Here is a 15,092-nt window from a genome sequence, read left to right as displayed (position 1 = left end):
ACACAGAAATGACATTTCAAGATCAAATATTACAGGGAATCCCTAAGGTATTACCAACTAAAAGAGTATATCCATTAGATGTAAATAGAGCTCCAAAGCGAAAAGATATTTTATCCATAGAAGAAAAACAATTGGCCGTTAGAAATGCGTTGCGTTATTTTCCAAAAGATTGGCATTTGGAGTTAGCTATTGAATTTGCAGAAGAATTGAAAGCATATGGCAGAATTTATATGTATAGATTCAAGCCAGATTATACAATGTATGCAAGACCAATTTCAGAATATCCTGCTAAATCTTCACAAGCAGCTGCCATTATGCTCATGATTCAGAATAATCTAAATCCTGCTGTTGCGCAACACCCTGAGGAATTAATAACTTATGGGGGAAATGGTGCTGTATTTCAAAATTGGGCACAGTACCTTTTAGTAATGCAATATTTAGCGACCATAACGGATGAACAAACCTTGCATATATATTCAGGTCATCCCATGGGTTTATTTCCTTCTTCTAAAAATGCCCCAAGAGTTATTGTAACCAATGGTATGATGATACCTAATTATTCGCAGCCGGATGATTGGGAAAAATTTAATGCATTAGGGGTGACTCAATATGGACAAATGACAGCCGGTTCATTTATGTATATAGGACCGCAGGGCATTGTACACGGGACAACGATTACAGTTATGAATGCTTTTCGTAAAATTTTACCAAAAGGAGAAGATTCTAAAGGAAAAATATTTTTAACAGCAGGGTTAGGAGGGATGAGCGGTGCACAACCCAAAGCAGGTAACATAGCTGGCTGTATTACTATTTGTGCAGAAGTAAATCCAAAAGCAGCTACCAAGCGTTATGAGCAAGGTTGGGTGGATGTATTGATTGATAATATGGATGACCTCATTATGAGAGTTCGACAAGCACAAGCCAATGAAGAGGTCGTTTCTATAGCGTTTATAGGAAATGTTGTTGAAGTATGGGAGCGATTTGATGAAGAAAATATTTTTATTCATGTCGGATCAGATCAAACCTCATTGCATATTCCCTGGACTGGGGGATATTACCCTGTTGATATTTCGTATGAAGAATCAAATCGACTCATTCGTGAAGAACCAAAAGTGTTTAAAGAAAAAGTGCAGGAAACATTGCGTAGACACGCTTCATCCATAAATAATCACACTAAAAAAGGAACTTATTTTTTCGATTATGGTAATGCCTTTTTATTAGAATCGTCTAGAGCAGGAGCAGATGTGATGGCAGAAAATGGTATTGATTTTAAATATCCATCGTATGTACAGGATATTTTAGGACCTATGTGCTTTGATTATGGGTTTGGTCCTTTCCGTTGGGTTTGTACTTCTGGAAAATCCGAAGATTTAGATATGACTGATGAGATTGCTGCAACCGTTTTACAAGAAATCATGGAAAGCTCACCGGAAGAAATTCAGTTGCAAATGCAAGATAATATTACCTGGATTAAAAATGCCAAAAAGAATAAAATGGTCGTAGGATCCCAAGCTCGCATATTATATGCAGATGCAGAAGGACGTTCTAAGATCGCTGAAGCATTTAATAATGCGATTGCAGCAGGTAAAATAGGATCTGTAGTTTTAGGAAGAGATCATCATGATGTAAGCGGAACGGATTCGCCTTTTAGAGAAACATCTAATATCTATGATGGCAGTAAATTTACTGCAGATATGGCTATTCATAATGTTATTGGTGATAGTTTTAGAGGTGCCACATGGGTATCTATCCATAATGGTGGTGGTGTTGGCTGGGGAGAAGTGATGAATGGCGGTTTTGGTATGCTATTAGATGGCACACCAGAAGCTGAAGCTCGCTTAAAAAGTATGTTATTCTATGATGTAAACAATGGCATTGCTCGTAGAAGCTGGGCTCGAAATAATGAGGCTATCTTTGCAATAAAACGAGAAATGGAAAGAACACCTAATTTAAAAGTAACGATTCCTAATTTAGTAGAAGACAACATACTTAACAATTTATTTTAATGACTACTTTATTCAAAAATATTAAAGAACTCATTCAAGTTCGTACAGAACCAATTTCATATGTTTCAGGAAAAGCAATGAGTGAATTACCAACCATAAAAAATGCTTTTTTAATGGTTAATAATGGATTGATTTCTGATTTTGGAAGTATGAATGATTGTCCAAAAACAGGTTTTTCAGAAGTCATTGATGCCACCGGAAGGATGATTTTGCCGTCTTGGTGTGATTCTCATACACATATTGTCTATGCTGGAAATCGTGAAGGTGAATTTGTAGATCGAATAAAAGGCCTGTCTTATGAAGCTATTGCTGCTAACGGTGGAGGCATTTTAAATTCAGCTAAAAAATTACAAGAAACTTCAGAAGAAGTATTATATCAGCAAAGCAAAGAGCGTTTAGAAGATGTTATTCAACTAGGGACAGGAGCCCTTGAAATTAAATCGGGTTATGGTTTAACGGTAGCTGCTGAATTAAAAATGTTGCGTGTTATTAAACGTTTAAAAGAGAACTACCCTATAGCCGTTAAAACGACTTTTTTAGGTGCACATGCCCTCCCTTTAGAATATAAAGAAAATAAGGAAGGCTATTTAAAACTATTAATAGATGAAGCACTTCCAAAAATAGCGGAAGAAAACTTAGCAGAATACATCGATATTTTTTGTGAAACAGGTTACTTTTCTGTAGAAGACACAGAATTAATGCTTGAAGCTGGTAAAAAATATGGCTTGATACCAAAAATTCATGTGAATCAATTTACGGCTATTGGAGGCGTTCAAGCTGGCGTAAAGCATCATGCTTTGTCTGTAGATCATTTAGAAGTCATGCGTGATGAAGATATAGAAGCTTTAAAAAACACAAAAACAATGCCTGTAGCTTTACCAAGCTGCTCTTATTTTTTAAGCATACCATATGCTCCAGCCCGTAAGATGATTAACGCTGGATTACCCTTAGCATTGGCAACGGATTATAACCCAGGTTCTACACCATCTGGAAATATGAATTTTGTGATATCAACGGCCTGTATAAAAATGAAAATGACACCAGAAGAAGCTATTAATGCTGCTACAATAAATGGCGCTTATGCGATGGGGCTGGATGATAAAGTGGGCTCAATAACTAAAGGGAAACAGGCAAATTTAATCCTTACTAAACAAATTAATTCTTACGGATTTATTCCGTATTCGTTCGGAACGAATCAAATAGAAAAAGTGTATCTAAAAGGCAAAGAAATTTGTATATAGAAGCCATGACTAAGTTGTTGTTTTCAGATGTCATTCAGAGCAAAGCAAAGAATCTCATAATCATTAGCCGCAAATAAAAATTAAAGGATAACTATTATGCTTTATACTTAATAGGTAAATAAATAGAGTTTAGATTCTTCAGTAGTTCCTCCTTCTGAATGACATTCCGATGCCTTTTGTTAATGAATAGTGTCAGAGCAAAGCGAAGAATCTTATCGAGCAAATCAAAAGAAAAATTGATGTTCAAGAATAGTGTTAAACTATATAAAAGAAATCACCCAAGACCTATTTTACTAAGCTCTCTTTTTCAGTAATTTCTACTTCAAACAATTTGTCCCAGCGTTTACCTGTTACAAAAATGGTATTGGTTTTAGGGTTATAAGCGATGCCATTAAGAACATCTAATGTTTCATGTTGAGTGACCAGTTTTTTAAGAGGAGAAAAATCAATAACACCTATAACAGCGCCATTTTTAGGATTAACAATAGCAACACCATCTTTTTGATAGCGGTTTGTATATATTTTTCCATTTATCCATTCCATTTCATTGATGCCCACAATTTTTCCTTTATTAGTATATACCTGAATAAACGATTCTTCGACTAAAGTTTCTGAGTTTAAAAGCCATATTTTTTCCGTGCCATCACTTTTATAAATAGTATTTTCATTGTTGCACAATCCCCAGCCTTCTTTACTGTTTCCATATTTGAAACTGCTTATTTTATCAAATGAATTTACATCATAAACAAAACCAGTACTTGCTTTCCAAGTTAATTGATATATTTTGTCATTTAAGATAGTAAGCCCTTCTCCAAAATATTCATCTGCAAGGTTAATGCTTTTAATGATTTTACCTGTTTTATAATCAATTTTTCTAAGCTTAGATTTTTTATATTGACCGGTGCTTTCATAAAGCGTATCGTTAAAAAATTCAATCCCTTGAGTGTATGAAGTAATGTCATGTGGGTATTCATTGATAATTTTATAACTATAAACCTTTGGAGGTGCATCACTTAATATGGAAACAGTTGTATTAACCGTTTCTTTTTGATTATTAAAGTATACAATAGCTTCAATGGTTTGTTTTCCTAATTTGAAATTGGTTAGTTGAATATTATCATCAACCTTAATACCATCTAAAGTATATGATACAGAATCTATAATATGCTTTTTTTTATTTTCTAAGGACAGTGATAAGGTCTTATTATTAGAAATATCCCCTTTAATTGCATTAGTTTTAATAAAAAAACCGCTTTTATTTTTACCAGAATTAGAGCCACAAGAAATAATTAATCCGCCTAAAAATATGATTAATAGATATTTAAAAGTATTCATTGTTTATTTTTAATTTGAAGCAAGATATTTATTTAAAATCAGTTTAAAAAATCATTGTGAAAATTTTAAAAGATTGTATCTTTGCACTCGGCAAGTCCTACACAACCAGCTCCTGTTGAATCCTCCAGGTCGGGAACGAAGCAAAGGTAAATGGTCGTAGCGGTGTGATGTAGGTAGCTTGCCTTTTTTTGTGCAATAAACTTAAATCTTGAAAGCTTTAGCGAATCAAGATTTTTTAGTTTAATGTATTCCCATGCAGATGGGAATCTTTTAATTTTAATTGTATTTTTGATACTTCTATTATTTTAAAATATATGTCTAAAGTTGTTTTAATCACAGGCGGTTCTTCAGGAATCGGGAAATCTATTGGAGAATATTTAATTCAAAAAAACTATATAGTTTATGGTACTAGTAGAAATCCAGATAGGTATGAAAACAGCAAGTTCCCTATTTTAGCATTAGATGTTAAAGAGAATGCGACCATATTAAAAACGGTTAATACTATTATAGAAAAAGAGGGTAAGTTAGATGTTGTTATAAATAACGCAGGAGCTGGTATCACTGGACCTATTGAGGAAATACCAGAAGCAGAAATCAAGAATAATTTTGAAACTAATTTTTTTGGTCCCATTAATGTTATTAAAGCGGTATTACCACAAATGCGCGCACAACAATCTGGATTAATTATAAATGTAACTTCTATTGCAGGCTATATGGGATTGCCATATCGTGGTGTTTATAGTGCGAGTAAAGGTGCTTTAGAGCTTTTAACAGAAGCTTTTAGAATGGAACTTAAAGGTTTTAATGTTAAAATGACCAATGTCGCACCTGGTGATTTTGCGACAAATATTGCTGCAGGTCGTTATCATGCTCCACTTCTTGAAATGTCTCCTTATAAGAAATCATACGGAGATTCATTAAATTTAATGGATGCCCATGTAGATAATGGAAGTAATCCAAACCTAATGGCACAAGCTATACATAAAATTATAAATACAAGCAACCCGAAGGTGCATTATAAGGTAGGAGAGTTTATGCAAAAGTTCTCAATTGTTTTAAAAAGAATATTACCAGATAAGGTTTATGAAAAGCTATTAATGAATCATTATAAACTTTAACCCGCATAATACAGGTCTAAAATATTTTCGGCATATTATTTGATAATTATTGTTTCTAAACTTAAAATGATGAAACGATATTTACTTATAATTCTTTTAATTTCTCTTTTTTCTTTTAATGGTTGTGATGATGTATTAGATTGTATTATCAATGTAAGACCAGAATTACATGCAAAAACCTTAGCGATTGGATTTGTTGATGAGTATTATTCAGATAATATAACTGCGGAAATTAAGAACGAAGTACATGATAATGATTATGACTATTATTTCGATGTTTCGGGTAGGTTACCAGAAGGGATAGATGTTTTTTATAATAGACATAGAGAGGTCATATTTAAAGGGGTTCCAAAAGAATCTGGTCGATTTTCTTTTAAAGTATTTTTAGAGGTCATACCTCACGATGATGAATTTGGAAACATTAATGGACCATTATGTAGTGATAATACTTCTAAAACATACGTTCTAGCTATTAAATAGAAGATTTTTGTTATCTATTTATTAAATCTAAAAGTTGTTTCTCGAATTTTATAGAAAAAATATTAGTATGATTATTTACTATTTTTTTGTTTTTATCTATTATTAAAGCCTTTGTCATTGGATGAATAACAAAAGTTTTAGCTGCTTTTTTCGGGTTTTTAAATACATATTCATTTTTAAAAACGAATTTATTTCTTTTTAATGATTTTTTTGTTTTTTCTAATCCATAATTGTCAATATTAATAGTAATGAACACAACTTCTGGATATTTTATCTTTAGTTCTTTTATCTTTTTATGATTGTCTTTAAAATGTTTATGGAATGTATGAGACCAAAAACTTATAACGGTAGTAGCGTCTATAATTGAATTGATATCTAATTCAACATTATCATAGTCAATAAGTTTAATATTAGGTAAGCTAGAACCGTTTTTTAAATTATTTAGTGAATTTGTGAAGCTTATCATTTTCTCTTTGCCTTTTTCACTTTTGGTTTTATCTAAATAAGATTTTAAAACGATATTGTTGTTTTCTATATTTTTATTTTTTGATATATAATTTATTGCAAACTCATAAAGCAATTCATCTTTAACAGAGGTATTTGTTACCAAACTATCAATAAGCTTTAATCTATCCAGATTATAGCATAGTGAATATCTATCGAAGTGTTTGTCATCAGAATGAGCACTATGCTCTTTTAAGGAAATATTACTAAAACTATGCTCTAAAAATTTATTATATTTATAGTAATGAACAGAAAAGTCATCATTATAATTAATATTTTTTCTGTAATCGTAAAAATCCTCTGGAAGCGATTTTAAGACGGCATTTTTATTCTTACCATAATGTACAAATGGATACACTTCTTTACTTGAATAATAGTTATAATCTATATTCGCTTGTGCAATTTTTTCAAATAAAGGAGACGTCTCATATTTACTTATAAAAGTCTTATATTTTTTAACCTTTATTGTTTTTAATGAATCTATATGGTTTTGGTAGACGGTTGGGGTTAATTGACAAAGTCTAAGTATATATTTCTCTTCAATTTCGTTTTCTAAAAACTCATTTATTAAATAATTATTTTTTTTAGCTCCTTTACCAGTGAAAACAAGTGATTCATCAAAATCTAAAGTATTCAATCTAAAAAGAATACTGTCTTGAGGTTCTAATAATATCATTTGATATTCATCACCATGTCTAAATGAATATAAACCTTCTTTTAAATCATGAACTTTATATAAAAACCTATTTCTGCCGTCAAGTTTAATAGTGTCAATGGCTACTTCGGACTTTAATAATACTACATAATTAGTGGTTGGATTAATAATTTCTCCACCAATATATGCGTAATTAATTTCCATACCACTTTTATCCTCTTTACAACTTAAAAGTGCTAATAATGTTAATATTATTGAAAAGTATAACTTCATAAAAATCCCCTAATAGTATTTAATCAATACAAATTACTATACAAAAATATGCGTTGTATTTATAAACTGCTGTTAATGCGTTGTTAAATATTGTTATAGCTAGAAAAAACGAATCTTTTTTATTGAAGTAGTTTAAAAAGAGCACATCTAAGTTTCTTTGTGCCATTTGAATTTTCTACTTTTGCAAAAACTTACAATTAAGGTCTATGTCAAGGAGTAAACCGTATCAATTTGTGAGTTTGTAAAGACTTATTTAATAAAATAAAAATATCTGAGTAAATTAAAACGACTTTTATGCTATCAGTATCAAATCTTTCAGTTCAATTTGGAAAACGTATTCTTTTTGATGAAGTAAATACAACCTTTAATAATGGTAATTGTTACGGAATTATTGGTGCCAATGGTTCTGGAAAATCTACATTTTTAAAGATTCTTTCTGGCAAGCAAGACGCAACATCTGGTCATGTTTCTTTAGAATCTGGAAAACGTATGTCTGTATTAGAACAAAGTCATAACTTGTATGATGAACATTCTGTTTTGGAGACTGTTTTAATGGGTAATAAGCCTTTGTATAAGATTAAATCTGAAATGGATGCTCTTTATGCAGATTATTCTGATGAAAATGCTGAAAAAATAGGAGAACTTCAGGTACAGTTTGAAGAAATGAATGGATGGAACGCCGATAGTGATGCGGCTGCCATGTTATCTAATTTGGGTATTAAAGAAGAATTTCATTATACCTTAATGAGTGATTTGGACGGTAAACAAAAAGTACGTGTTTTATTAGCACAAGCATTATTTGGTAATCCAGATGTCTTAATTATGGATGAGCCAACAAATGATTTGGATTATGAAACCATTTCATGGCTTGAAAATTTCTTGGCAAATTATGATAATTGTGTCATAGTCGTATCGCATGACCGTCACTTCTTAGATGCTGTATGTACTCATATTTCTGATATTGATTTTGGGAAAATAAACCATTTCTCGGGGAATTATACTTTTTGGTATGAATCATCTCAATTAGCCGCTCGTCAGCGTGCACAGCAAAATAAGAAGGCTGAAGAAAAGAAGAAAGAATTAGAAGAATTTATCAGACGTTTTTCTGCCAACGTGGCAAAAAGCAAGCAGGCTACTAGTAGAAAAAAGATGATTGATAAGTTAAACATTAATGATATAAAACCAACATCACGCCGATATCCTGCTATTATTTTTGAAAGAGATAGAGAAGCGGGGGATCAAATTTTAAATGTTGAAGGTTTAGCAGCATCTGCGGATGGAGAAACCTTATTTAAAGACATAGATTTAAATCTGGCAAAAGGGGATAAAGTAGTTGTTTTTTCTAGGGATTCTAGAGCTACAACGGCATTTTATCAAATATTGAATAATAAAGAAAAGGCTGATGCCGGTAAATTTGCCTGGGGTATTACAACCACGCAATCTTATTTGCCATTAGATAACAGTGAATTTTTTAATAATGATTTAAGCTTAATTGATTGGTTACGTCAGTGGGCACAAACAGAAGAAGAAAGGGAAGAAGTTAATATTAGGGGCTTCTTAGGAAAAATGATTTTTAGTGGGGAAGAGGCCTTTAAAAAATCGTCTGTTTTATCTGGAGGAGAGAAAGTACGCTGTATGTTATCTAGAATGATGATGACGAGAGCCAATGTACTTCAATTGGATGAACCCACAAATCATTTAGACTTAGAGAGTATAACAGCTTTTAATAATTCGTTAAAGAACTTTAAAGGCACCATTTTATTCACTACGCATGATCATGAATTTGCACAAACTGTAGCTAATAGAGTAGTGGAATTAACACCAAATGGTGTTATCGATAGATATACAACATTTGATGAATATATGCAGGACTCTAAAATTAAGGAATTACGTAATAAAATGTATGCTGTTTCTGTTTAGCTAGCGAGTATACTTAAACTTAGCGCATGATAACGTTGCCATTGATATTGAGTTTTATCTTTTTTATTCTGGGAATTATTCATTTAAATTGGGTGATAGGTGGCACATTTGGATTTGCTGAATCCTTACCTACAAAAGAAACAGGAGAACGCGTGTTAAATCCAAAAAAGTTGGATAGTGCTATCGTTGGATTATGCCTGATGTGTTTTTCCTTTTTTTATTTAATAAAAGCTGATCTTATAAGATTTGATCTACCAAGTTGGGTTTTGAAATATGGAAGTTGGTTAATTCCAACTGTATTTATTCTAAGGTCGGTTGGCGAATTTAAATATATAGGCTTTTTTAAAAAAATAAAGCATACAGCCTTTGGACAGTTAGACACTAAAGTCTACTCGCCTTTATGCTTTTTTATTGGTATAATAGGGATTTTAATGCAAATATTAAAATAAGCTTCCTTTTCTTTAATTTTTATGCTTGTGATTCAGAAGTTATGTTTTGAACAATAAGTACAGCTCTATCAAGCTCATCTTTATTTACAAAAACCTCTTGAAACCCTGGAACGATACCACCTCCAAAACCAGCTAAACGAGCAGATTCGGTTGCATCTTTAACAATGGCATTGATATTAATAGATTTTAACTCATTAGTAATACGTTGAACAATTATAAAATCCCCAGTAAATATTTTTATATAATTTGAATCTGTCATAGATATATCGGTTTTATGAGTTCTATTAAATATACGAAATTTTAATTATACCAAATAGATTTTAAAATAGTGCTAAAATAGTTTAGAATATAGCGTGCACATATTTCGTAATAAAACAGAACCGTAGCTTAAGCTATGCTTAGATTTTATTACGAAATATGTGTGCGATAGAAATGAATTATTAGCGTTATTTTAAAGTTTATTTGGTATTACATAAAATTAGAAGAACTGTTGGGGTATATTTCCGAACTGTTTTAAGTATTAATGCCATATAAAAAGAAGTCTTTACAAATCAGATTTGGTAAGAATTTAAATCTTTTATTTGTAAATATTAGTGTTATATTTTTGATGTAAATACGTTATTTATTGTTGTATATTTTCCTTGTTTATGTGTAAGATAGGTAAACGTTTTTAATGAAACTATTGTGGTTTAACGTATTTGTAATCAGTTAGTTGTAGATTGTTTCATTTTTATGTATACTTGCCCTTCCCTAATTAAACCAAAACCTAAAATGAAAAAACCTACTCTAACCTTTATTCTTTTTTGTTTTATTTCTATTGCTTACACTCAAGTTGGTATTGGCACTATAACATCAGGTAGTTCGTTAGTATCAGATATTGATAGTGTAAATAGTAATAATGTAGTCCTACCAACCGTCATTATTTCTAATAATTCCTTAGAAATTAATGCTTCAAGTGATAGTCAATGGCTTAATGTACCGGATTTGACTACTACGTTTACAGTTTCAGAAAATAAAATTGTAAAAATAGATTGGACCTTGTTTGCAGGTCAGGCTAATTCATCATCATCTTCTGGTTTTGCACAGATGTTTACTATTCTTGAAGTTAATGGTGTTAATGATGTGGCATCCTCTAATTATTTTCCTATGATTCATAATCCAGGAGGTAGTAACTATAGACTTTTAATGAATGCTTCTAAATTTTCGCATGCTATTAATCTGGATGCAGGAACTTATACTGTTCGGGTGAAAGTTTTGGCAGCTTCATTTTTAGGATCAACAAATAGTGTAGAAATTGGTTCTTATATTGATAATTGGGTAGGAGCTGGTAATATGACAGCACAAGAGAAGCTAAATGCAGCATCAAATAAGTTATTGATTACTTTTTAGTATTATAGGCGAATAATGCTTAAGAGCGACGTAGTAATTATCATTAATATAAGCCAAACTTGTTCCTCCCTTTTGAAAACTGCCGTGTGTACACATCTTTAAAAAAGACACGAATACCACAGATTTTCACTAATTAATCTGTCTATCGACAGATTTCAAACCTGTACAGTTAGGGATTTGTGTACATGTTGGGTCCAATCTACGCCATAAAGTATTAGATTCGTGTGAATTTGTGTCATTCGTGTCCAGTATTTAGTTTTAACTTTCTAAACCTTTTATCTCAACTCAGAAAAGCTATTTTAAGAGATCTTATGATATGCTTTTGAGGTCATGTAACCGCACGTTGTAGAATAATATTGAGAACAAAACAGTTAAAATACACCTATAATCCCAATTTTATTTCCTGTAAAATGGAGTTTCCAAGAAATACGATTCTTTTCTTTTACAGAATCGTTATAAGCTTTTGTATTGAATAGAAATTTATCTACAGAATCAACAACAGCAATACTTATTACAGTTCCTAAGGCAACATCTGTAAGCCAGTGTACACCTGCAAACAATCTTGAAATAGGAACTATAGAACCTAGTGTATATATACCAACTTTAGACCATACATTGTCAAATTGTTTCGCGATAGCATGAGTCATGGTCATAGATAAAACAGTATGTCCGGATGGAAATGAATGAAATTGAGGTTCTTTCGACCAAAATCGAAATTCTGTGCTTTTATAGCCGTTTTTAGGTCGGACTCTACCGAAAGCAGTTTTGCTAAAGCTTTGTATGAGTCCCGTGGTAAATGAAGATGAAATAATTAATACACTTGTTTTTCTAATCTTTTCATTTTTAGTCAATAAACCAAAACCATACAATCCGGCATTTGCAATAAAATAAACTTGCGGGCTGCCAAATCTGGTGCCTGCTTCCTGAAATACATTTGGCACATAGGGTTCTTGACGAATAAAAAAAGCACTACCTTCATCATCTATAGTAGAAAGTCCAAAGAGCCCCAGACTTATTGCTCCTAAAGTTGTAAAATCTTTCTTTTTCCAATGAAAAGGCCGGGTAAAAGAATGCTTAATACCTAAAAGAGCTTGTTTAGCATCGTAGCCAGCTAATTGAATTACAGAAGCTGTGTCTTTAGTTTTTTTCAAGTGTATTTTCTGTGCGCTCAATTTAAATGAGGCAAAGAATATAAAGGTTAGAAAAAAAACTTTTTGCAATGTCATATTATCGCAGCTCGGCACCAAGCTGCTTTTCAAAATTAGTTTGCAACTTGTTCATTATTTTATCAATTTGCTTATCAGTAAGGGTTTTGTTTTCGTCTTGTAACGTAAAACTAACAGCGTAACTTTTTTTACCTTTTGGCAATTTTTTCCCTTGATAAACATCAAATAAATTGACATTTTTTAATAATTGTTTCTCACTTTGCTTTGCTATTTTATAAATAGATTCAAAAGTGACTTTTTTATCTAATAATAAAGCAAAATCACGACGTACTTCCGGGTATTTGGGAATCGCCTTAAATTTAATCTTGTTATGCTTAACTAAATCCAGAATGGCATCCCAATTAAAATTTGCAAATAATACTTCTTGAGAAATATCAAAATGTTTAAGGATTGGTTTTTTTATTAATCCAAAGTCAACTAATTTAGTTTTTCCCTGGTTAAATTCAAGACCTTCACTAAAAAAGTCATTTTTGACAGGAGTTTCATTAAATCTCGAAATACCTAAGCGTTGAAGTACAGCAATAATGTACCCTTTAATTAAAAAGAAATCACTCTTTTTACTCGTACTATGCCAATTCTCTATGATTTGGTTTCCAGTTACAAAAAGTGATAAATGTTTTAATTCTTCTCTTTTGTCACCAAAACCATGATATGTTTTACCATATTCAAACAACTTTAAATCTGCACGTTTTCTATTAATGTTAAACGATATAGCTTCCAGGCCAGAAAATAATAGAGATTGCCTTAAAATGGACAAATCATTACTTAGAGCGTTTAGTATACTAATATTGTGTTCTTCCTTCAATTGTTCGCTTAAGGCTGTGTAATCCGGAGTCGTTAATGAATTAGAAAGGATTTCATAGAAACCTTGTGAGACCAATTGATTTCCTATGGTATTTTGTATTTTATAATCTTCAAACTTTGATGTTCCCGAAATAGAAGCGTTTAATTTTTTCGTCGTATTGATATTGTTGTATCCATACACACGCAATATTTCTTCAATAATATCAGCTTCTCTTTGTACATCATTTCTATAAGCAGGTACGGTTAAACCTAAACCAGCTTCGGTAACATTGTTTACTTTTATATCTAATGATGATAAAATACGTTTAATAACTTCTTTAGGAATCTCTTCTCCAATTAGTTTTTTAGCGTTCTCAAAGCTTAACCGAACCTCAAAATCTTTAATTTTATTCGGATATAGGTCAATTAAATCGCTGGTAATTTCTCCACCTGCTATTTCTTGAATCAATAAGGTGGCACGTTTTAATGCATATTCTGTAATATTAGGATCAATACCGCGTTCAAATCTAAAAGAAGCATCTGTATTTAATCCGTGTCTTTTAGCAGACTTACGGATGCTAACAGGATTAAAATAAGCACTTTCTAAAAAGATACTGGTTGTAGCTTCGGTAACTCCAGAATCAATACCTCCAAAAACTCCAGCAATACACATCGGTTTTTCGGCATCACAGATCATTAAATCATCTTCGTGTAATTCACGTTCTACACCATCTAAGGTCGTAAACTTTGTTCCTGCAGCTAAAGTTTTTACTTCAACTTTATTACCAGAGATCTTTACAGCATCAAAAGCATGTAATGGCTGTCCTAAATCGTGTAATACATAGTTTGTAGCATCAACGATATTATTTATTGGGCTTAAACCGATCGCTTTTAACCGGTGTTGTAACCAGGCAGGAGATTCTTTAACTTTTAGTCCAGATATAGTAACACCACAGTAGCGAGGTGCCAGATCTTTATTTTTTACATCTATATCAATTTTAAGTGTACGATTATCAATACGAAAAGAACTTACTGATGGTGTGATAAGCTCTAAATTGATATCTTTTTGAACTAAACCAGCTTTTAGGTCACGTGCTGTTCCTAAATGGCTCATAGCATCTGCTCTGTTGGGGGTCAACCCAATTTCGAATACCTGATCGTTTTCTATATCAAAAAGATCGGCAGCTGGTGTTCCCACTTTAACGGCGGCATCTAAAACCATGATGCCATCATGAGATTTCCCTAAGCCTAGCTCATCTTCAGCACAAATCATTCCATGACTTTCTTCACCACGTATTTTGCCTTTTTTTATAGTCCAGGGGTCACCTTCTTCATTATACAAAGTCGTTCCAATAGTAGCAACGGGTACTTTTTGTCCAACACCCACATTTGGTGCACCACAAACTATTTGTAAAGGAGATTCGCCTCCTATATTTACAGTTGTTATTTTTAGTTTATCGGCATTAGGGTGTTTAACACTGGTTAAAACCTTTCCAATAACGACACCTTCCAGTCCTCCTTTAACAGATTGATAGGTTTCAACACCTTCAACTTCAAGCCCCAAATCAGTAAGCAATTCGCTAGTTTGTTCTGGTGTCCACTCGGTTTTTAAAAACTGTTTTAACCAATTGTAAGAAATTTTCATAAAAAATTTACCATTTTAAGAGTGCAAAGATAAAATATTGAAGCTAGCATTCAAATATTGCTTGTAAT

General features: G+C 32.0%; 12 protein-coding genes and 1 other RNA gene. 8 read left to right on the top strand and 5 right to left on the bottom strand.

What is annotated here, in order from left to right:
* Positions 1–8: 8 nt before the first annotated feature.
* Positions 9–2,006: a urocanate hydratase gene (locus Q4Q47_RS17695; RefSeq protein ID WP_303307969.1), complete on the top strand. Its 1,998-nt coding sequence runs from the start codon at positions 9–11 to the stop codon at positions 2,004–2,006.
* Positions 2,006–3,247 (top strand): imidazolonepropionase, encoded by a 1,242-nt coding sequence (hutI, locus tag Q4Q47_RS17690; protein ID WP_303307968.1) that lies wholly within the window; start codon positions 2,006–2,008, stop codon positions 3,245–3,247. Before Q4Q47_RS17695 ends, hutI begins: the two co-directional genes overlap by 1 nt.
* Before the next feature lie 285 nt (positions 3,248–3,532).
* On the opposite strand, the gene Q4Q47_RS17685 is transcribed toward hutI, so the two are convergent.
* Positions 3,533–4,582, bottom strand: a complete 1,050-nt coding sequence (locus Q4Q47_RS17685) for a glutaminyl-peptide cyclotransferase (RefSeq protein WP_303307967.1) — start codon at positions 4,580–4,582, stop codon at positions 3,533–3,535.
* A gap of 88 nt (positions 4,583–4,670) precedes the next feature.
* Here Q4Q47_RS17685 and ffs point away from each other — a divergent pair.
* From ffs to Q4Q47_RS17670, 3 genes are all read left to right on the top strand, one after another.
* An RNA gene (gene ffs / locus Q4Q47_RS17680) (signal recognition particle sRNA small type) lies at positions 4,671–4,769 on the top strand.
* Between the two features lie 127 nt (positions 4,770–4,896).
* A complete protein-coding gene (locus Q4Q47_RS17675) occupies positions 4,897–5,700 on the top strand; it encodes an SDR family oxidoreductase (RefSeq protein WP_303307966.1) in 804 nt (267 codons plus the stop codon).
* A 66-nt stretch (positions 5,701–5,766) separates the two neighbouring features.
* Positions 5,767–6,180 (top strand): hypothetical protein, encoded by a 414-nt coding sequence (locus Q4Q47_RS17670; protein ID WP_303307965.1) that lies wholly within the window; start codon positions 5,767–5,769, stop codon positions 6,178–6,180.
* Between the two features lie 10 nt (positions 6,181–6,190).
* Here Q4Q47_RS17670 and Q4Q47_RS17665 read toward each other — a convergent pair whose 3' ends face one another.
* Positions 6,191–7,612: a TlpA family protein disulfide reductase gene (locus Q4Q47_RS17665; protein ID WP_303307964.1), complete on the bottom strand. Its 1,422-nt coding sequence runs from the start codon at positions 7,610–7,612 to the stop codon at positions 6,191–6,193.
* A 294-nt stretch (positions 7,613–7,906) separates the two neighbouring features.
* On the opposite strand from Q4Q47_RS17665, the gene Q4Q47_RS17660 reads away from it, so the two are divergent.
* Positions 7,907–9,532, top strand: coding sequence for an ABC-F family ATP-binding cassette domain-containing protein (locus Q4Q47_RS17660; RefSeq protein ID WP_303307963.1), 1,626 nt, complete (start codon positions 7,907–7,909; stop codon positions 9,530–9,532).
* 26 nt (positions 9,533–9,558) lie between these two features.
* Positions 9,559–9,981, top strand: a complete 423-nt coding sequence (locus Q4Q47_RS17655) for a DUF3995 domain-containing protein (RefSeq protein ID WP_303307962.1) — start codon at positions 9,559–9,561, stop codon at positions 9,979–9,981.
* 19 nt (positions 9,982–10,000) lie between these two features.
* On the opposite strand, the gene Q4Q47_RS17650 is transcribed toward Q4Q47_RS17655, so the two are convergent.
* Positions 10,001–10,240: a putative signal transducing protein gene (locus Q4Q47_RS17650; RefSeq protein ID WP_303307961.1), complete on the bottom strand. Its 240-nt coding sequence runs from the start codon at positions 10,238–10,240 to the stop codon at positions 10,001–10,003.
* Between the two features lie 512 nt (positions 10,241–10,752).
* On the opposite strand from Q4Q47_RS17650, the gene Q4Q47_RS17645 reads away from it, so the two are divergent.
* Positions 10,753–11,370: a hypothetical protein gene (locus Q4Q47_RS17645; RefSeq protein WP_303307960.1), complete on the top strand. Its 618-nt coding sequence runs from the start codon at positions 10,753–10,755 to the stop codon at positions 11,368–11,370.
* Positions 11,371–11,741: 371 nt separating this feature from the next.
* On the opposite strand, the gene Q4Q47_RS17640 is transcribed toward Q4Q47_RS17645, so the two are convergent.
* Complete coding sequence (locus Q4Q47_RS17640) at positions 11,742–12,521, bottom strand: phosphatase PAP2 family protein (protein WP_303307959.1); 780 nt, start codon at positions 12,519–12,521, stop codon at positions 11,742–11,744.
* A gap of 76 nt (positions 12,522–12,597) precedes the next feature.
* On the bottom strand, positions 12,598–15,024 hold the full coding sequence (gene pheT / locus Q4Q47_RS17635; protein WP_303307958.1) for a phenylalanine--tRNA ligase subunit beta: 2,427 nt from the start codon (positions 15,022–15,024) through the stop codon (positions 12,598–12,600).
* Positions 15,025–15,092 lie beyond the last annotated feature (68 nt).

The organism is Flavivirga spongiicola (assembly GCF_030540825.1).
GTDB classification, from domain to species: domain Bacteria; phylum Bacteroidota; class Bacteroidia; order Flavobacteriales; family Flavobacteriaceae; genus Flavivirga; species Flavivirga spongiicola.
Note: the sequence above shows the minus strand (reverse complement) of the source record. Positions and strands in the feature narration are given on the sequence as shown.

Coding starts and splice junctions, on each gene's coding strand:
- Q4Q47_RS17695 (WP_303307969.1), top strand. CDS start 9: ATGACATTTCAAGATCAAATATTACAGGGAATCCCTAAGGTATTACCA.
- hutI (WP_303307968.1), top strand. CDS start 2,006: ATGACTACTTTATTCAAAAATATTAAAGAACTCATTCAAGTTCGTACA.
- Q4Q47_RS17685 (WP_303307967.1), bottom strand. CDS start 4,582: ATGAATACTTTTAAATATCTATTAATCATATTTTTAGGCGGATTAATT.
- Q4Q47_RS17675 (WP_303307966.1), top strand. CDS start 4,897: ATGTCTAAAGTTGTTTTAATCACAGGCGGTTCTTCAGGAATCGGGAAA.
- Q4Q47_RS17670 (WP_303307965.1), top strand. CDS start 5,767: ATGATGAAACGATATTTACTTATAATTCTTTTAATTTCTCTTTTTTCT.
- Q4Q47_RS17665 (WP_303307964.1), bottom strand. CDS start 7,612: ATGAAGTTATACTTTTCAATAATATTAACATTATTAGCACTTTTAAGT.
- Q4Q47_RS17660 (WP_303307963.1), top strand. CDS start 7,907: ATGCTATCAGTATCAAATCTTTCAGTTCAATTTGGAAAACGTATTCTT.
- Q4Q47_RS17655 (WP_303307962.1), top strand. CDS start 9,559: ATGATAACGTTGCCATTGATATTGAGTTTTATCTTTTTTATTCTGGGA.
- Q4Q47_RS17650 (WP_303307961.1), bottom strand. CDS start 10,240: ATGACAGATTCAAATTATATAAAAATATTTACTGGGGATTTTATAATT.
- Q4Q47_RS17645 (WP_303307960.1), top strand. CDS start 10,753: ATGAAAAAACCTACTCTAACCTTTATTCTTTTTTGTTTTATTTCTATT.
- pheT (WP_303307958.1), bottom strand. CDS start 15,024: ATGAAAATTTCTTACAATTGGTTAAAACAGTTTTTAAAAACCGAGTGG.